We start from the raw sequence: 19,733 nt of genomic DNA on the forward strand, positions 1-19,733 counted from the left end.
GCGTTTGAACATTGGGGAGGGTAACCCAACTGGCTCGAAATGGGACGACACCTGATGCGAACGATTCCCTATATGTGCTTGGCGTGCGGTGAGATCGTCGACGTAGCGGTTCCCATCGGTGAAACGGGACCGGGCCGTTGTCCGATGTGTGGTGGGGAGTTGACGTGCGATTTTGATTTGCCGGTCAATGAGCACGTCCGGGTTGAGGTTCAGACGCCGGAGCGATTGCGGTTGTGTTATCCTTGCGTCATCCCGGCACCAGGGCTATTTCAAAAAATAGCGTGGTTTCAATTTTCACTATCGCCGATTGTTATCATTTGGATGATGGTACAGTCGTGTTCGCAAAGACCATCCATTTTCGGCTTTGTACTATGTCTAGGTGTTGTTGCTTATTTCGTGATGTGTTCGGTCATATGTCTGTATATCGGGCTTCTTATTGCGTTCGGTCGCACGACACTCGATTTCGATAGAAAATGCTTGGATATTAAAATGCGCTTATGGGGATATTGTCGAACACGGACAGTAAAACTCAATAAAATTCAAAGCATTTATTCGTTCAGAAGCATTTGTACGGTTCAAGAAATGAACCATGACTCGCGAAATCGAATGATTCTGTGGGGACGTAAAAAAACTTATCGATATTTGTCGATTAAAGGAGGGACTGATTTCGACTCGGCCCGCTACGTTACCCACCTGATTCGCCGACAACTGATCACCATGGGGCACGAACTACAGGATGGCTAAGACCTTTCCTATTCAATGTCATAGCTGCACGGAAATCCTGGACGTTGCTGCGGACATGGACGTAACCGCCCACTACGATTGTCCGATGTGCGGTGCGGCTATCGAGATCGCCGAGGCGGAAGACTTCGACCTGCCTTGCCCGGCTGCGGTGGTCATCGAGGAACAGACGCCTGAGCGTTTGCGGCTGCGCGTGGTCGAAAGTCCCCGGGGAAGCGATGGTTACTATTTAGCGCTCTTATTTATGGGCATCGGACTCGTTTTAATAGGCTATGTCGTATTGGTACTGAGTATTGATTTTGATTATCCATTTCCATTGATTCACAACAACATAATTGATCAATTATTCTACGGGATAATCTCGCTGGGAGGAGGTACCCTTCAATTGACTGCAGCTAGATCACTAGAATTGGCAGGTGAAAATGTCACCATTCGATATTATGTTTTTGGGCTGGATTTTTTCCGAAGGAGGACGCGTTCGACCTTAATCGATAGCGTCTACACTGTGCCCCCTCACGCTAATTTTAAGCCTCTTCGTGTCTGGCAAGTTATCCTCGCGGTTGGATCAAAATTTCATACACGACGTTCGATTCTCACCCCAAATCCCGACCTAGCCCGCTACGTTACCCACCTCCTCCGCCGACATCTGATCACCATAGGACACGAACTACAGGATGGCTGAGACTTTTCCAATCAAATGTGGTAGCTGCACAGAAATTATCGACGTCGCTGCGGACAGTGACCCGGTCGCCGCCTACAATTGTCCGATGTGTGGCGCGGCTATCGTGATCGCCGAGGCGGTAGACTTTGAACTGCCTTGCCCGGCGGAGGTGGTGGTTGAGGAGCAAACGCCTGAGCGTTTGCGGTTTCGGCTGCGGTCAAGTTTACGAGGGTCGAATAGTCATGCGTTTGCAATGACAGTTTGTGTGGGATTCCCAATTCTTGATCTGTTATCGGAAATTGGAATCGCTTGGGTGCGTTCCGGCCATCTTCCGGGGGTGTTCCAATTATTGACCCAAGCCGCGATTTGCACTCTCATCGCGTTTTTTCTGGCGTCTTTTATTCTTTTTGGATCGACGACCATCGAATTGTCACACGGGGAGTGCTTCGTGCGAGAGCGAGGATTCTTCCTTCCGGTTAAGTGGCAATGTCCTATCGGCGACATGACATTCGTGAGAATGCGAAGCAAGCGATCTCGGCTATGGCCATTTCGCATTTTTGTATACTGCACCGATGTCACAATACGATGGCGGGGCAGCTACCAATGGGCAGAATCACCAAATCCCCGCATCGCTCGCTACGTCACCCACCTCCTCCGCCGACAACTGATCACCATGGGACATAACCTGCACAATGGATGAGATCTTTCCCATTCAATGTCGTACCTGTGCGGAGATTATAGATGTCGTTGCGAATATTGACGTAGTCGCGCCTTACGAATGCCCTTTGTGCGGCGCGGACATCGCGATTAGCGAGGCGGAGGATTTCGATCTGCCTTGTCCGGCGGAGGTGGTGATTGAGGAACAGAGTGATAATTTCTTGAGATTTCGGGTGGCAGATAGTCCCAGAGGTAGCGACAGCTTCTATTTGGGACGTTTGTTTTTTGTCATCGGTCTCGTTTTTTTAGGGTGTGTTGTATTGATGCACTTTATCGACTTCGATTTTTGGCCTCGATATTTTGACGATCCCCTTTTTGTTTTAATGTACGGATTAGGCTTTCTGGGCACGGGTGTCCTTCAAATGACGCAAGCAAGATCGCTAGAATTGGCGGGGAATCATCTGACCGCTCGATATCATGTTCTTGGGGTGACTTATTTTCAAAAGAGGACTCGTTCGGGCCTAATCAACAGCGTACACGTGGTAATACCTGCAATAACTATTTGGCCAGTTCGTATTTGGCAAGTTGTCATTGCCGATCGCCCTAAAACACATGGACGTTTTTTAATTTTCACGTACAACCGAGACGCTGCACGCTACATTACCCACACCATCCGCCGACAATTAAAAACCATGGGACACGAACTGCAGGATGGATGAACCCAAGGGGGAACGTGAGCGGAGTCCCGTTTTGACGGGGCCGGTGGGTAGAGCGGTGATGGTGCTGGCGCTGCCGGTGCTGGTTGAGCAGTTGCTTAGTTTCAGCGTGGGGATGGTTGATACCTATCTCGCCAGTATGAGCACCAATGCCACCACGGCGGTCGGGTCGGCGGCTTATGTAGGGTGGTTGGCGTCGTTGATCATTTCGTTTGTGGGCACCGGTACCACGGCGCTGGTTGCGCGGCATTGGGGGGCGGGTGAACACGACGCGGCCAATCGCATTGCCAACCGCTCGATGGCCATGGCGGCCTGCATGGGACTGTTGGTCTTCGTGTTTGTTTTTTTTGCGGCACCGGCGTTTGCAATGCTGCAACAGATGGAGGGCGAGACCTATGACATCGTGGTCCGCTACCTACGGCTTGACGGTCTGGGGTTGATCTTTGCCAGCATCACGCTGGTCGGCTCCGCTGCACTCCGCGGGGCGGGTAATATGCGGACACCGATGAAAATTCTGGGCATCGTGAATGTGCTGAACGTTATTGTCTCGGCCACATTGGTTTACGGCCTCGGTCCGATTCCAACGCTGGGCGTCGATGGCATTGTGATCGGAACGGTCGTGGCCCGCACAAGCGGGGGCTTGTTGATGATCTGGGTGTTGTTTCGCGGCAACAGCGGGTTACAACTGCACCGCCACGAAATTCACCTCAAAGGCTTGGAAGTCACCCGCATCATGCGGATCGGTCTGCCGGCTGCCTCGGAGGGGATCATCATGTGGGCGGGAAATCTGTTGTTCCTGATGATCATTTCACGGCTCAGCCTCGAAGGATTTAGCAAACCATTTTATGCGGCGCATATCATTGGTATTCGCGTCGAGGCGCTCACGTATCTGCCGGCGGTTGCTTGGGGACATGCGGCAGCAACGATGATCGGACAGGCACTCGGCGCGGGTGATGCCCAGCGCGCGCGACGAGCGGGGCAAATGGCGGTCCTGCAATGCAGTCTGCTGGCAGCCGGGTTGATGGCGTTTTACTACTTCGGGGCGGAGTGGATTTATACGTTGATGACCAAAGATGTCGCCGTCCGCGCCATCGGCATACCCGCATTTCAGTTTATGGCGCTGTTCCAAGTGCCGTTGGTATTGTCGATCGTCTACGTCTTGGCGCTGCACGGCGCAGGGGAGACGCGGTATCCGTTGATCTTTACAATCATCGGCGTGCTGTTCATCCGCGTGCCGCTGGGGTATTTGTGCGGCATCGTCCTGCACGGGGGACTGATCGGTGCCTGGGTCGGCATGAATGTCGACGTCACCATCCGCGCGATTCTGTTGTTCATCCGCTTCCGCTGGGGCGATTGGCAAGGCACTCGTGTGTAACGGCACTGACAGTCGAAAACGGTGACGCCGACAATGCGGTAGACGGGCGAGTTTTACCATGCCGGCGGACGTCATCCCCCGCGCACTGCTGGACAAGCCAGCAGTGGCACCCGATTGCTGGACTGTGAGCAATATCATCTAGCGCTGTCGTAATCGAATGTTCCCAACTGCAGGCAATTGCTTCATTTGGCATGCGCTGCGACGTCGTACATCACCAGTGTTTGGCCTCCGGTTCCCGGTTGGATGCGGGCGGTGAGTGTGATGGCGTTTTGAACGAACGTGATCGCAGCGCCGAAATTTGATTTCTGGACGCTCTCTTCCTTCCAACCCAGTGCCGTGATCTGGCGGCGACAATTTTCGAGGGCCTCGTCCGGGTCGATGTCGGTGGTGTAGGAGGTGAACTCGGGTGTTTCAAACGTAGCTTCGCCTCCCGCCGGGGCGGGGAGCTTGCGGGTGTCGATGTTGCCCATGTGCAGGAACTCGACGGATGTTTTTTGCCCCTCCACCGAATCGCCCAATGTGTTGAAGTACAGCCGCAGGAGATACCCCTCTTTTTCGTAAATCCGCAGCCAGGATTGATCCGTGTCGAGCGCTGCGACAGACTGTTCGCGTTCTTGCCAACCCGCTGCGGAGAGTTTTTCGCGATAGAATTCTCGGGCCTCAGGAATCGTCAGCGGGGCGAGGTAGCCGATGTTGTTTTTCTCTGTCGTTTGATAGTCTCCCCCTTCGATGCGGGGAAATTTCTTTAAGTCGAGCATGGCCACAAGTTGCTCCATCGTGGCCGCCTCGGGCAGTTTCACCGTCGGCGGGGCGGGAGTCTCAGGCTCGTCTGTCGGTACCCCGACTGTGTCCGCTTCGAGCGGTGGTTCGGTGGATGAATCCTGTGGTTTGGCGGCGGATGTTTTGATCGTGCCGGGGCGACCGTAGAAGCGAATCGTTCCGTCGCTGACGATCGCTAGCAACTTACCGTCGGGCGACCAAGCGACCTCGTCGACGGTGTTTCCTTCTTCGATAATTGTCTGCAGTGATTTTTGAGCGGCAATGTCCCAAATCTGCGCTTGGGTGTCCATATCACCGGTCGCCAACAATTTTCCATCAGGAGAAAAGCTGACCGCTCCGACGCCGAATTCATGTTTCAACGTGGCGATGATTTTGCGCGTGTCGACCGCCCACACCAGGGCGGCGTTTTCAAAATCGACGGTTAAGTCGGCCGTCACGACCTGCTTGCCATCTGCTGTGAATTTGGCTTCGCGGACAAAAACGGCCCGCGGCTCCGACAGTCCCAACGCGCCGAGCTGATCACCCGATTCGGCATTCCACAAGAAGACTTCATCCCCCGCCGAGAGTACGGTTTTGCCGTCCGGTGTGATGTCGGACCGGACCGCTTTTTGTGATTCCGTATTGATCACCGCCAGCGGTTCAGCTGTTTCCGTATCCCAGGTCTTGACGAGCCCATCGTAGCCGGAGGAGACCAGTCTCTTCCCATCCTGCGAAAAGGCGACCGAAACAATCCCGGCCTCATTCGCCTCGATCGAGTGCAATAATTCGTTGTTTTCAAAATCAAATAGGTGCACCAGTCCGTCACCGCCGCCGATCGCCAACAACTTGCCGTTGGCAGAAATCGCCAATGTGTCGGCCTCGACGATTGTGCCGGTGAGCGGGTACAGACCCTCAAAGATATGTAGCGGCTCTTCGTCACCAATTCTCCAAACCTTAGGCTCTCCGCCACCGGTCACAAACGTTGTACTATCCGGCGCAAAGGTGAACGCGCCAAGACTATATTCCTGCAGGACCATGGTGCTGAGAAGTTCCAACGGTTCAAAAGGCTCTCCTGCCGGTGGGGAAGGTTCTGCGTCGCTTGACGCATCGGCTTTGGCTGGCAGCGGAGCCTGGTTGTTGGACGAACTCTCAGTCGCCGGTGTCGTCGTCGCGTCCTCGTCAGCGCCGCCGCAACCGGTGATGCTCACTGAAACGAGCACCGCGAGCAACAACACCCAAACCTGTTGACGAAACATCGCACAAAGATACGTCTTCATCGCTCAGCCCCCTGTTGAGAAGAAACGGTCTCGATTACGAGCACGGTGCTGGTGTGGCACACCGCAAAGTTTACTCACTTTAGGGGACATTGCTATGGCATTCCTGGAGAAATGCCTAGCGAATGCCTAGGTGTATGCGGATGACATTGGTGTCTGTGTTCGTATGCGACGTCGGGAACGACCGCAAGCGGTCGGTTTGGGATTTGCGTGTGGTCGTTGAAACAGCCCGTAATCTCACCGGAGCAAATTACAAATTGAGTTGCTGCGCTGCCAAGTAGTAATAGGTGCCGCGTTTGGCGATCAGTTCGTCGTGCGTTCCCGTTTCAACGATCGCCCCGTCGTGCAGTACGAGGATTTGGTCGGCGTCGCGGACGGTGGCGATTTTGTGCGCGATGATGAACGAGGTGCGGTCGGCCAAAATCGCGTCGAGGTTTTTTTGGATCTCGCGTTCGCTCAAACTGTCCAGCGCGCTGGTCGCTTCGTCCATCACCACAATTCGCGGATTGCGATACAAGGCCCGCGCGATGCTGATCCGCTGACGTTGCCCGCCGGAAAGCGTTAAGCCGAACTCGCCAACGACCATGTCGTAGCCCAGCGGCATCGCGCGGATAAAATCGTGCGCCCCGGCCAACGTGGCTGCTTCCTCCACTTGCTGCCGGTCTGGGTTGTCATCGCCTAAGGCAATGTTTTCCAGAATCGTGCCGCTGAACAGCAGGTTTTCTTGCAGCACGAACCCGATCTGCTTTCTCAATGTGCCCAAGTCGATCCGTTCCAGGTTCCAATCATCGATGGTGATCGTCCCTTCGGTCGGTTGATACAGCCCCAAGAGCAAGCGGGCCAGGGTTGTTTTGCCCGAGCCGCTGCGCCCGACGATGGCGATGCGTTGTCCCGGCGCTGCTTCGAAGGACAGGTTTCGCAATACATACGGCGCCCCTTTGGTGCCGTAGTGGAAAAAGACGCGGTCGAATTTGACGCGACCCCGAATGACTTTGGGATAGACGCGTTCTTCCGGCGGCGGCTGCGGTTCGGGGTCGTTGTCGAGTACGTCGCTCAACCGCTCCAAGGAGACGCGAGCTTGTTGCAGTTGATCCCACAGTCCGATGACACTCGAGAGCGGTCCGATAACTTGTCCGGCCAGCATGTTGAAGGCCATGAAATCGCCCAAAGTCAATTCATTGCGCTGGACCAATGTCAGTCCATACCACAGCAGCGCCACGTTACTGAACACACCAATGGCGCCGTCGATTGCGCCGAAAGTTTCTCCTAGTTTTTCGCTGCGATACTGCGATTTCAAGTATTTCTCAAACAGGAGCTCCCATTTTTTCTGCATCGGCTCTTCGACAGCCATGGCTTTGACCATGTCGATCCCACCGATGCTTTCGATGAGGTTGGATTCATGGGCGGCCCCGTCTTCCATCAACCGGCGATGCATTAACTTCATGATCGGGCTGACGATTAAAGTGAAGGCCACGAAGACGGGGACGAATGCTAAGACCACGGCCGCCAAACGGGCATTGAGCATGAACATCACCACGAAATAAACAACCACCATCAACGAATCGAGCACAACCGTCATGGTGCCGGCGGTGAATAGCTCGCGCACATTTTCGTTATCGCCAAAGCGGGCCACGATATCGCCCGTCCGCCGCAGCTTGAAAAACCGCGTGGGTAGCTGCAGCAAATGTTCGTAAAACTCGTGCAACATGGTGCGGTCGAGTTTTTGGCTCAAGCGGACGGCGACTAGGCCCCGCAACATCGTCATGCCGATCCCAAATACGGAAACTATTACCAACCCCGCTGCCAGCCAATTTAGTGACAGCAGACTTCCAGGAGGCGCGGTGCCGTCTGGGGGACCGGCATCGGAGGGCATCAGTACCGAATCGATGATGTATTTCGTGAATAACGGCGCAGCCAGACCAACGATTTGCAATAACAATGATATCGCCAGGATCACACCCAGCGTCTTCAAGTTGCTCTTCATTAAGTTGGTTAACCGCCGCGCAGCTTTGGGCTTGGTGCGAATTCGCTCCGCGGCTGCCGTGGGAGTCACCTCCAGCGCGAAGCCGCTGAATTGCGTTTCCAGCTCTTCCAGCGTGACCCGGTACTTGCCCATCGCGGGGTCGGCAATGTACGCATATTTCTCATTCAATGCGTACAGCACCACGTAGTGGTAGCCCTGCCAAAAGAGGACGGCCGGCAATTGCAGTTTCGGCAGCCGATCCGCGGTGAGCTTCAAACTTCGTGTTTCGTAGCCGACTTCGTGGGCGGCATGGATCAATTGTGTTAGCGACGCCCCCATGGTGCTCACACCGGCCAAGTCGCGCAACCGGCTGACGCCGACGGGACGTCCGTGATGCGCTGTGATCATGGCCAGCGAGGCGGCTCCGCAATCAACCTCCTCGTGTTGGGGGATATACGGAAACTGGTACCGCCGCCAAAATCCGCCCAGGCCTGTTGAGGGCGGAGTCGGGACATGTTCACCGGTCGCAACCTCCTCGTCAGCGGGCATCTCCGTCGCTGTGACCGGGACCATCGCTGCGGGCGGGGCGGTTGGTTCGACGATGTCCTCCGATTCGGTGGTGGATGTCGCAGCATTTTCCTTGGCGATCGCTGCATCCCGCACCTGAGTGGTCACCGTGTCAAAGTGTTCGGCCGCGTCATCCGCGCGGGTATGTGCGGCGCGCTCTTCGAAGTAGGTCCGTACCTGCGGCACATCGTCCAGCAGTCGGCAAAAGTCGGCAGCGGCCAACGTTAGCATCGAGACCGGTCCGTCTGATTGAAATGTGAAATAGCTGCCCACCGGCGGCCGCTCGACCAACGCGCTGCCGCCGAAGGTATCTCCCGACGTCAACGTTGTCTGGACTTCCCCTTCTTTGACGACGTTCACACGGCCCGATTGAATCAAATAGAAATGTTCGGGAACTTCCCCAGCGGTGAGGATCGACTCTTCTGCGGGAAAGTCTTGCGATTGAAACTGATCCACCAGTTCTCGCAGTTGCGGCGGTTTGAGTTGCGTGCCGAGTTGTCCCACCACTTTGACGAAATTCCACAGCTGCAACCGATCCGCATATCGGTCAAAATATTGCCGCAGTTCGCCGTTTTTCTCCAGGAGACTTTGCACAGCTTCGGCCGGGATGCTGATCAGCGTGCTGTCGGCCGCGGAACGAATTGTGGCGTTGCGCGGCGCGTTGCTGACCAATGACATTTCGCCAAAGTGATCGCCGTCGAACAGCGTATTTAAGGGGAGTTCGTCGCCGTTCTCTTCGTGGAGCACACGGACTTTTCCAGAGTAGACGACGTACATCCGGTCGCCCACGTCTCCTTGCCGAAAAACAACCTGCCCGAGTTTATAGTGCCGGATATCCGCTTGGTCGCGGATGGCGGCCAGTTCTTCGTCGGAGAGTAACGAAAAGCAACTGCAGTTCCTCAAGCAGGTTTCCAATTGATCGACGTTCATTCAGTTTTCCTAACCGGGCCGCAGATGTGACATCAATGTCGTGAAAATGAAACTGCCAGTGTAAACGTCCCGCATGCGAAGATCGACTACATAAACAATAAAAGATCCCAAACCGGGTGTTTTCCAGTAGACGCTGGACCGCAATCGCAGACCCGGGTACGCTAGAGTCTGTTTCAAAACCCGGTTGCGCTTGTTTGACATGTTGATATTGGGGTGTCAGCGAGATGCGCCAGAGGGGTTTGAAACTAGTTTTAGAGAATGCCGGAAAGCGTCGCTCGTGAGTGACCGATGTTTGCTGGACTCCGCCGCTATTTCTGCCATGACCCCCATTGTGGGATTGGCCGTTCCGTCAATTCAGGAGTACCGATTGTGCGCCACCATTCGACATCCCGCCGTGACTTCTTAAAAAGTTCTACAGGAGTTGCCGCTGCAGGCATCGCGGCTCCTTATCTTTGGACCAGCGCTGTTTTTGCCGCCGACGGTCCAAACGAACGCATCAATGTGGCTGCGATTGGCGTGGGTGGACGGGGATCGGGAAACGGACGGAGAGCGGCTGGATTGGGAAACATGGTTGCGTGTTGCGATGTCGATAGCCAGCATGCGGAGAGGTTCGCCGCGGGGATCGACGGGAACTGCGCGACCTATACTGATTACCGCAAACTGTTGGATCGCAAAGACATTGATGCGGTGACGGTCGGCACTCCCGATCATTGGCACGTAAAAATCTCCATCGACGCCATGCGTGCCGGTAAGGATGTCTATTGCGAAAAACCACTGACGCTCACGATCGACGAAGGCAAACAAATCTGCCGCGTCGTCAAAGAGACCGGTAAGGTCTTCCAGGTCGGTACGCAACAACGCAGTGAAAATGAGCAACGCTTTCTCAAAGCGGTCGCGATTGCCCGTAGCGGTCGTTTGGGCGACAAGCTGCACGCGCTGTCTTCGGTTGGCGAAGCATCGAGCGGGGGGCCGTTTCAGGTGACCAAACCGCCGGCGAATTTGGATTGGGAAATGTGGCAAGGCCAAGCCCCGGAAACCGGGTACATGGCAGAGCGGACGCATCACAATTTTCGGTGGTGGCAGGAATACTCCGGCGGGCAGGTCACCGACTGGGGCGTACATCACACCGACATCGCCCTGTGGGCCTTGGGATTGGATGAGACCGGCCCGACCAAGATTTCTGGAAAAGGAACATTCAATAAACAGAAGGACTGTTACAACGTCGCCAAAAGTTTTGACTGCCTGATGGACTTCGAGGGCGGACATCAAATCCAACTGACCAGTGGTGGCAACGAATTGGTCATCACCGGCGACAAGGGAAAAATCCGCGTGAATCGCGGCGGACTCACTGGGAAACCAGTCGATGAAATTGCCGCGAGCAAAGAGGAAACCGACTGGCTCAACGGCGAAGTCGAAAAACTGTACCGCAACATGCGAATCGCGGGGCACATGCAGAACTTCTTCGACTGCATCAAAAGCCGCGAACTGCCGATCTCCGACGTCTACACACACCACCGCTCGGTCAGTGCGTGCCATCTGGCCAATATTGCGATGATCCTGGACCGTGAATTGACCTGGGATCCCCAAAAAGAGGACTTCGTCGGCGACGCCGAAGCGACTTCGATGCTCAGCCGCGAGCAACGCAAACCGTATACGATTGATGCCTAAGCGACTGTCGGGTGTGTGACATCAATCGTTAAGGACAACCAATCGGCTACATGAAAATACCTCACGCCAAGACGCAAAGCTTGCAAATAGAAAAATCTATTTCTGCGAATTCGTGTTGCGATTTGATTGAATCGAGGTTTTGAAACAAAGATTTCGTTCACTGACTTTGGCGAATCAGAAACTCAAACCATGAATACCGAATGTCCTCACTGCCAGACGCGTGTGAATCTTTCGGCGGATGGACGGTGCCCGATGTGTCGTCGCGCGATCGGCATCGCCTCGCAAGAAGTGGTTGAAGAGTCGTCTATTGAAACAACGCGTGAGCAATCGCAACGCGATGCGGTCGTCGACCTTTTGTTGTGCCCGATGTGCGGTGTGGCTTCTCCGGTTGGCAGCATGAGTTGTCCAAATTGCGGGGAGGATTTTGGCACACCGACCGGCAGCATGTGGCGTGAGGGTAAGAAAACTCTCGTCATGCACAAAACCGCTGAAATGCCAAATCGGTGCGTCAAAAGCAATCAGCCATCTACCCGCTACCTCAAACGTAAACTGTCGTGGCATCATCCGGGGTGGTATGCGTTGATTGTGGTTTGCAACATGATCGTCTACGTGATTGCCGCACTCATCGTGCGCAAGACGGCGACCATTTACGTTGGGTTGAGCGAGGAATGGTTTGCACGGCGACAGCGGGCCATCTTAATCAGTTGGGCGTTGTCCCTGTTGGGAATTGCCCTGCTGGTCACAGGTATTGCGCTGGTCGATGAGTCAGAATATGCGGTGGCCATGATCCCGCTTGGAATCATCCTGCTACTGGGCGGATTAATTTATGGAGTCGTAACGGCGCGAATCGTGGAGGTCAAGAAAATCAAAGATGATTACATCTGGCTAAACGGCTGTTGCGCCGAGTATCTGGACGAATTGCCTGAATGGACCGGCGAGCTATTGTAACGGCATGGCAAATCGCAACACGCCAAGCAATTCAGCGCTGCAAAAAGGATTCGTTCATCCCGATTTGGGGTGCCACAGGCGGCTCGTCCGCCAGTGCAAACAGAGACCGACGCCGCTGAACAGGGACACCCCAACCCGGTACGACACTGGCGGACGAGCCGCCAGTGGCACCCAACGCCGTCGCTAAATGAATGGTTGACTCGATCGCCGGAGGTTATTGGCCGTTGCTGGCAATCGCCTTCTTCGTTCGCAGGTTTCCGGAACGGTAGGCCGTTGCGATCGCCTTGGGAACATCCGCTTCGGCCAAAACGACCTTGGCGCGGTTTTCCTGGGTGAGCGCTTTCATCTCTTGCTCGGTGGCTACGGCTTGGGCGCGACGTTCTTCGGCACGAGCACGGGCGACGCGGACATCCGCCTCGGCCTGATCCGCCTGCAACCGGGCACCGACGTTTTCACCCACGTCGACGTCGGCGATATCAATCGACACGATCTCGTAGGCGGTTTGGGAGTCCAAACTGCGATCCAATACTGCTTTGGCAATCAGCATGGGGTTGGCCAACACGTCTTTATGGCTATCAGACGAGCCGATCGCTGAGACGATCCCTTCACCCACACGGGCGATGACGGTTTCTTCCGTGGCCCCGCCGACGAGTTGTGCGAGATTGGTCCGCACGGTGACGCGTGCGCGGGCTTTGAGTTGAATCCCATCTTTAGCGACACCATCGAGAGTTGTCCGGCCCGAGCCGCGACGGGGGTCGGGGCAATCAATCACCTTGGGGTCGACGGAGGTTTGCACGGCATCCAAAACGTTCCGGCCGGCCAAGTCGATGGCGGCGGCCGTATCCCAGTCCAAATCGATTTTGGCACGGTGGGCCACAATTAACGACTGAATGACGCGGCGGACGTTGCCTTGAGCCAAATAGTGGGCAGAAAGTGCCCGCGTATCGATCGGGGGCAGTCCTGATTGCACCGCCATAATCTTGGACTCGACGATCACCATCGCGTTGACTTTTTGCAGCGACATGCCGATCAGTTGCAAGATGCCGATGCCGGTCCGCGTGACGAAGGCCCGTAGCCAGATATTGAAATATTTGATCCCTACGAAAGCGACGACCAAAAAGAGCAGCCCTCCGATGAGGAAAACCGCCGCCATGATCAAGAATTGAGGGTCGTCCATTTTGCTCGTCTCCGTATGACCAAGTTATCAGCGTCGGCGGCGATTCCCGCCGGGCCGAAGATCCTAACAACTTACGAGATTACCTAGCGATTTGCAATTCCACCAGTCGCACGGAAAAGTCCAGGTTTTAAAGCTCCCTGTCGAGCGATGCGGTCGCCAGCTCCCTGGTTTGTTGCTCGTCATTCTCCTCAGGATCATCCGGTTTGCGGCGACCGACGATTTGCGTGAAGTCCATGTAGACCATATTCAACGACGGCACGATGACTAACGTCAAACCGGTGGCAAATGCCAGCCCAAATGTGAGCGTCACGGCCAAGGGAATCAGGAATTTGGCCTGGAAACTGGTTTCGAACATCAAAGGCATCAATCCAGCCACCGTGGTCAATGTGGTCAGCAGGATGGCACGGAGCCGCAATTTCGCGCCGGCGACATTTGCCTCAAACGGTGTCATGCCCAGTTTCACACGGCGATTGATGAAATCGACCAGAACCAGCGAGTCGTTGACCACAATTCCGGTCAGGGCCACGCAGCCGATAAAGCTCAAAATGGTGAGCGGATTGCCCGTCACCCAGTGTCCGATGATCGCGCCCAACACGCCAAAGGGAATGGCCGCCATCACGACAATCGGTTGCAAATAAGCCCGAAATAGCCCGGCGAGCATCATGTAAATCAACAACAACGACACAAGCCCGCCGATCCACAGACTGCCCATCGCTTTGCGGAATTCTTCCCCTTTTCCCAATTCTTCCAGCCGGACCTGAGGATGTTCTTTGCGCAACTCAGTCGAAAACCACCGACGCACATCCGCCATAATATCTCGTGAATTGCCCTGTTCGTCGTTGATTTGCCCGATTACCGTAATCGAGCGTGTCTGCTGGCTGCGATGAATCGATGTGAAACTCTCCCCTTCGGTGAGCCGCGCCACTTCGTTGACCGGAACCCACCCCCGGTTGCCGGTCGTTGCCGGGGTGGGAATCCACATCGATTCTAAATTGTAGATGTTATAGCGAAAGGACTTGGGATAGCGGACCATAATTTTGACGTCTTCCCGATCCCGCGTAATCCGCCGCACCTCGCGCCCGTAAAACGCGCTGCGGACATGACTGCCCAACAACGTTTCCTGAATTCCAGTCGGCCGTCCCGCATCGCGCATTTCGACGCGGACTTCACGTTTGCCCCGGTCATGGTTGTCGTCTAATCCGTAAACCCCTTTATAGGTCGCCAACTGCGCTTTGAGTTTTCCAGAGACGACTTTCAACTCCTCAAAATCATCGCCGGCGATACGGAGTTCGATATCCTTGCCGCCGGGCCCGCCGCTCATCGCTTCCCAAGTGACGGAATTCACGCCTGAAAGTTTTTCCGAGACACCGCGCAATTCGTCCAGAATCTGGTCACTGGAGCGGTTGCGCAGTTCGGCCGGTTGCAGTTCGATAATCAACTGTGCCAAATGCGGTTGGCTGAAGTCCCCCACCGCACCGGCGCCGGTGAAGTCAATTTGCAGCGCCACGAAGGATTGCACATTGACGACCTCCGGCAACGAGACGGCATATTGCGTCAATTCGTTGAGCCGTTTTTTGGTCGTAGCGGCCGGCGTTCCGACCGGCATCTCTACACCGGCAATGATCGTCTCGCTATCCATTTCTTGCACCATGACGATCTCGACAATGCCGCCGGCGATCAGGCCGAACGAGGCGATGACGAGAGCGAGCGCGACGGTTAGCGTGACGTAACGCCAACGCAGTGTGAACCGCAGCAACCGTTCATAGGTTGCGTTGATCGCCCGCATGATCGTTTTTTCTTGCACGGCGCCGAGCCAGTGAAAAAATCTGCGAATCCTGCCCACCTGTTGTTGATCGTCTTTTTCCGCATCGCTGCGGTGCGGCGGAATATGGGACAAGTGCGCCGGAAGAATCACCAATGCTTCGCACAATGAAACGCTCAGGGCACACAAGACCACCATCGGCAGCACACCCATAAAATCGCCGATTTGCCCCGTGATAAACAGTAGCGGTGCAAACGCGCCGATCGTGGTCAGAATGGCGACCGTGACCGGCCACATGACCTCTTCGGCTCCGACGATCGCCGCTTGGCGGGGCGGCATGCCCTCTTCGACATGCCGATAAATATTCTCGCCGATCACAATCGCATCGTCGACGATAATTCCCAAGACAACAATCAGCCCCATCATACTGATCAGGTTCAATGTCTCGCCAAACGCCCACATCATGATGAATGTGCCCATGAACGAAATGGGCAAGCCGATTGCCGCCCAAAACGCCACACGCCAATTCAAAAACAACACGAGCGAGAGTAGGACCAAAAACAACCCGGACTTGCCGTTGCGGGTCATCAGGTCCAATCGCCCCTCGACGAATCGAGCCAAGTCGCTATGCAGGCCGAGTTGGAAGTTGCCATCAATCGGCTCCGAGGCACTGGTTTCGTACACCTCCTGCAAATCGGGACGACCCATCGCCCTGTCCATAAACCATTCCAACGACGAACCCACCAAGGCCAGCGGTTTCCAATACCAAACCTCGTTATAGGCTTTGCGGAATCCATAAGGATCAAAATCCGGATCGCGTTCCTTGCCGGCGACATAGGCTTTGACCATCCGCGCGATTTGGATCGCATCCTGGTCGGCCGTTTTAAATACGATGCAGCTGGCCGACGGTTTGCCGTTGAAATAGCACTCCAGATCCGACTCGATGAATTCATCGATCACCACGGCAACATCCGACAGCAAGATCTTGCGGCCGTCGGGTGTACTTCGCACGACGATGTCGAGCAGATCCTCCCCTTCCCGTTCTTCGCCAAGCGTGCGCAGCGTCATCAACGTGCGATTGCTTTCCAATTCGCCGCCGGAAACATCGCGATTGGTTTGGCGAATCGCATCAGCAACTTCATCGAAGGTGATGTCGTATTGCCGCAATCGCTCGGGGCGGATTTCGACGCTGATTTCGTCGTCCCGCGTTCCGGAAACTTCTACATCGCTGACACCGGGCAGCAACAACAAGTCATCCCGAATTTTGCGGGCTTCGCGTTTGAGGATTTTTTCGCCGCCGTCGCCAAAAATGGCAACACTGATCACCGGCAGTTTGGGTTCCATTTTGCGGACAACTGTTTTTTCGGCATCGTCCGGCAGGTCTTGGATCGCATCGACCTCGACCTTGACCTCCTGCAGCACTCGATCGACGTCTTTGACTTGGCTGTAGAGCGTGACCGACGTCATCGACAAGCTTTCTGAGACCGTCGATTCGACCTTTTCGACTCCGTCGATATCGCGGACCGCCTCTTCGACCTTGATCGTGATCGCCCGCTCGATCTCTTCGGGCTGCACGCCGGGATGCAGGGTACTGATTAAGAGCTTGTTGGGCCGGGATTCGGGAAACATTTCCCGAGTCAAAGTGATCGAGAAGATCCCGCCCGCCACCAAAACCACGATCATGATCATATTGACCAAAACCGGGTTTTTGACGCTGAAACTGGGAATGGACATAAGGTCGCTACTGCCCTCGGCCGTTGAATCCAATCATTGAGATGTTCGCGCGAGCTGCCCCGATTTCAGGACGCCGCCCCCGGTTACCTGCCGTCTCATTATAGACGCCCCTGCGTCGTGACAACATTGGCGAATTGCCGGGAATGGATGCTTTTCCAGAATTGGTAAAATTCCGCAAATCTTTTCCTAGGGTGGCGCGGCTTTGCCGCTTACCCTAGGCTATGGTAACAAACCCCTTCAGGGTCATGTCCTTCCGGCACTCCAAATTGATTGGTCGATTTTGGGCATTTTGTGCTGTATGTCACGTTGCATTTCGCCACCATGCCCTCAGGCAAACTTGACAGACGCTGATCCTCGTCGAAGATGGGCGGATTGTTGTGCCTTTCCCTTTTGTCTCTTTTGCCAACGACCATCGCATGCTACGTGGTTTGAAAATCTTCCTGGCTGTCTTGCTGTGCGGAGCGGCTTGGTTGTCGTTTGATGCATGGTACACACCGTTGGAAGTGCGGCAGCAGGCTGCGGCCGAGAGAGTGACAGGCGGGCCGGATGAGTTTGCCGCTACCAAAGCTTTCACCGAAGCCCTGTGGGGATCATTGCGCTGGGCGGCGCCCCTGGCAGTGATTGCGGCTTTGTTGGCACTCTTTCAACTGCATCGGCTGGCCCCATTTTTGTCCGCCGCCGGACGCGGTTTTCAAGCGGCAACCTCGGCAAGTGAGAAGCCGCGCGACTCACGTCAAACGTGGCTGATTCGAGGATTTGTGGCAGCATGGTTGATCATTGCCATGTCGCAATTTGGGGAAAGCATCGTGCAGCGGATGCGCGATTGGCAGAGCTATGGGCTGCATTCTGGACAGACGTCGTTGCCGAACCTCAGCGATACCAACTATCTGGTGATTCGCTACCTCGAAGAGGCGACACCCCCGGATGCAAAAATTCTAGTACTCAGCGACCAAAAATTGTTCTTCCTGTCCTATTACCTGTTGCCGCGGCGGTTGTATCACCCGATGCATCCCGACAGTGAATTCGTAATTCCGCTGGCTCAAGGGAAACGCCAATTGGCTGCTTATACGCGTGCGGACTTGCCGCCCCAATACCTCGACGAATTGCAACCAGACTACGTGCTCGAATACTTTGAAGGCGACGCGTTTGTCGATCCTGCCCGGGTTCGAGAAGATCCGGAATGGCTCAAGTTTCTGGGTCAGGGACAAATCACCACTAAGCGGCCCAAGATTCAGGTTATTTTGCGTCCCTATCCAACGGAGGGGACGCCGTGATTGGTTGGGGTTTGTTACTCTTGGGCCTGATCGGCCAATGGCTCTTCGGCGCCGCACTCGCCACGTTGATTCTCGGCCGCCGCATTTGGAGACCGTCTTCACAGGCCGGATGGCTGACGAGCCGGGCGGAATTGATCGGGTTGGGTATCGTGCTGGGAATTGCCGGGACGAGCTACGTGCAATTCCTGTGGGGACTTGCCGGCGGTCCGTTGGCGCGATCGACGAGCATCGGTTGGGGAGTCTTGGGTTGCCTGGCTGGAATCGTCGCTTGGGGACTCAGCCGCACCCCCCGCCCTGCTCCGCTCGGTAACGACGACCAATCCGCCTGGGTCCGTTTCGCCGCGACGATTGTTGTGTTGTTGTTTGTTTCGCTAATGGGCCAAACATTATTAACGCCGCAGCGGTTGTGGGATGAACGGGCGATCTTTGGATTGAAATCGATCGTGTTGTACGAGGACGCCCAACTGCAAAGCGCTGACCTGTTGCACCCCGATTTCGTCCAATATCACCCCCGCTATCCACTGCTGATTCCGTTGGCCGAACAACACATCTATGCCTTGTTGGGACGCGCTGACGACCGCTGGGCTAAGTTGCTCTTTCCGCTGATGTCTCTCGGCATGGTGCTCACATTTGCTGGGGTACTGCAACGTCATCTGCGGGTCGCTACCGCCTGGCTATGGACATTGGTCTTAGCCACCGTGCCCATTCTGGCATTCAACGATTACGGGTTCCTCTCCGCTCAAGCCGATGCCCCCATCGCCTGCTATCACGGCGTCAGCCTGCTCTATCTGTGGAGTTGGTTACGTACACGGCGACAAGAAAAGATCAGTGAACCGCGCCCATTGATTCTGGCCGCCGTGGCCGCGGCAATGACACTTTTCACCAAGGACGAAGGAATCGCGCTGGCGCTCATCGATGGTGGCCTGTTGTATCTGTTGGTCGCGGTAATGGCCTGGGGACCGGAGAATCAAAAACTCGCTGCCCTAAAAACCGCGCTGGGCTGGACGGGTCTCTATGCCGTCACAACGTTACTCATAGCTGCCCCATGGTTCCTCTACCGTGGGCGACTGCCGACGACGACGGAGATGAATTATAGCGGGCGAGTGAACTTGGCGACGCTCGTCGCGGGACTCGGCACGCTGTCGTGGTCCGTGCCACACATGCTCGGCGCCATGTTCCTGCAGGTGACCACCATGGGCCTGCAGTGGTGGGGATTGCTCATCGCTGGAACGACACAACCGCGCCGCGCACTCCGCCCGGAGCAGCTGTTATTGCTGGGCGACTTACTAGGCGCATTGGCAGCCCTATTGGTCGTCGGAATGATCGCTCCCACGCCGGTCGAAGAACACATCGGCGGCTCCAGCCACCGCTTTCTTATGCAACTCACACCGGTCGCCATATTGTTCATGGCCGGACAGTGGAGTGGAGATGAGTAGGTGGTTGAGAGTGGCCAGTGGCCGGTGGCCAGAAAAAAAGCTTCGCTCGCCCAGCCCTCATGCCTGTCCCCTCACGCCTCACGCCTAAAGT

11 protein-coding genes are annotated in these 19,733 nt (G+C 55.5%); 7 read left to right on the forward strand and 4 right to left on the reverse strand.

Annotated features, from left to right (window positions below):
- Positions 1-736 precede the first annotated feature (736 nt).
- The 3 genes from Mal52_RS26995 (at position 737) to Mal52_RS27005 (ending at position 4,150) form a co-directional block, all read left to right on the forward strand.
- The gene (locus Mal52_RS26995; protein WP_145379865.1) at positions 737-1,423 is read left to right on the forward strand and encodes a hypothetical protein; all 687 of its coding nucleotides are present in this window, start codon (positions 737-739) and stop codon (positions 1,421-1,423) included.
- A gap of 671 nt (positions 1,424-2,094) precedes the next feature.
- A complete protein-coding gene (locus Mal52_RS27000; protein WP_145379867.1) occupies positions 2,095-2,778 on the forward strand; it encodes a hypothetical protein in 684 nt (227 codons plus the stop codon).
- Positions 2,771-4,150 (forward strand): MATE family efflux transporter, encoded by a 1,380-nt coding sequence (locus Mal52_RS27005; RefSeq protein ID WP_145379869.1) that lies wholly within the window; start codon positions 2,771-2,773, stop codon positions 4,148-4,150. The genes Mal52_RS27000 and Mal52_RS27005 overlap by 8 nt, the downstream gene beginning before the upstream one ends.
- 182 nt (positions 4,151-4,332) lie before the next feature.
- Here Mal52_RS27005 and Mal52_RS27010 read toward each other — a convergent pair whose 3' ends face one another.
- Together Mal52_RS27010 and Mal52_RS27015 are read right to left on the reverse strand one after the other, a co-directional pair.
- Positions 4,333-6,186: a WD40 repeat domain-containing protein gene (locus Mal52_RS27010; RefSeq protein WP_145379871.1), complete on the reverse strand. Its 1,854-nt coding sequence runs from the start codon at positions 6,184-6,186 to the stop codon at positions 4,333-4,335.
- Between the two features lie 247 nt (positions 6,187-6,433).
- The gene (locus Mal52_RS27015) at positions 6,434-9,643 is read right to left on the reverse strand and encodes a peptidase domain-containing ABC transporter (protein WP_145379873.1); all 3,210 of its coding nucleotides are present in this window, start codon (positions 9,641-9,643) and stop codon (positions 6,434-6,436) included.
- 369 nt (positions 9,644-10,012) lie between these two features.
- Here Mal52_RS27015 and Mal52_RS27020 point away from each other — a divergent pair, with 369 nt between their 5' ends.
- On the forward strand, positions 10,013-11,311 hold the full coding sequence (locus Mal52_RS27020; RefSeq protein ID WP_231962458.1) for a Gfo/Idh/MocA family protein: 1,299 nt from the start codon (positions 10,013-10,015) through the stop codon (positions 11,309-11,311).
- 252 nt (positions 11,312-11,563) lie between these two features.
- Positions 11,564-12,259, forward strand: coding sequence for a hypothetical protein (locus tag Mal52_RS27025; RefSeq protein ID WP_145379877.1), 696 nt, complete (start codon positions 11,564-11,566; stop codon positions 12,257-12,259).
- 214 nt (positions 12,260-12,473) lie between these two features.
- On the opposite strand, the gene floA is transcribed toward Mal52_RS27025, so the two are convergent.
- The gene (gene floA / locus Mal52_RS27030) at positions 12,474-13,436 is read right to left on the reverse strand and encodes a flotillin-like protein FloA (protein ID WP_145379879.1); all 963 of its coding nucleotides are present in this window, start codon (positions 13,434-13,436) and stop codon (positions 12,474-12,476) included.
- A 127-nt stretch (positions 13,437-13,563) separates the two neighbouring features.
- Positions 13,564-16,932 (reverse strand): efflux RND transporter permease subunit, encoded by a 3,369-nt coding sequence (locus Mal52_RS27035; RefSeq protein WP_145379881.1) that lies wholly within the window; start codon positions 16,930-16,932, stop codon positions 13,564-13,566.
- A 416-nt stretch (positions 16,933-17,348) separates the two neighbouring features.
- Between Mal52_RS27035 and Mal52_RS27040 the strand changes: the two genes are divergently transcribed.
- Positions 17,349-18,206, forward strand: coding sequence for a hypothetical protein (locus Mal52_RS27040; protein ID WP_145379883.1), 858 nt, complete (start codon positions 17,349-17,351; stop codon positions 18,204-18,206).
- A complete protein-coding gene (locus Mal52_RS27045) occupies positions 18,203-19,642 on the forward strand; it encodes a hypothetical protein (RefSeq protein WP_145379885.1) in 1,440 nt (479 codons plus the stop codon). Before Mal52_RS27040 ends, Mal52_RS27045 begins: the two co-directional genes overlap by 4 nt.
- Positions 19,643-19,733 lie beyond the last annotated feature (91 nt).

The organism is Symmachiella dynata, from assembly GCF_007747995.1.
GTDB lineage: Bacteria > Planctomycetota > Planctomycetia > Planctomycetales > Planctomycetaceae > Symmachiella > Symmachiella dynata.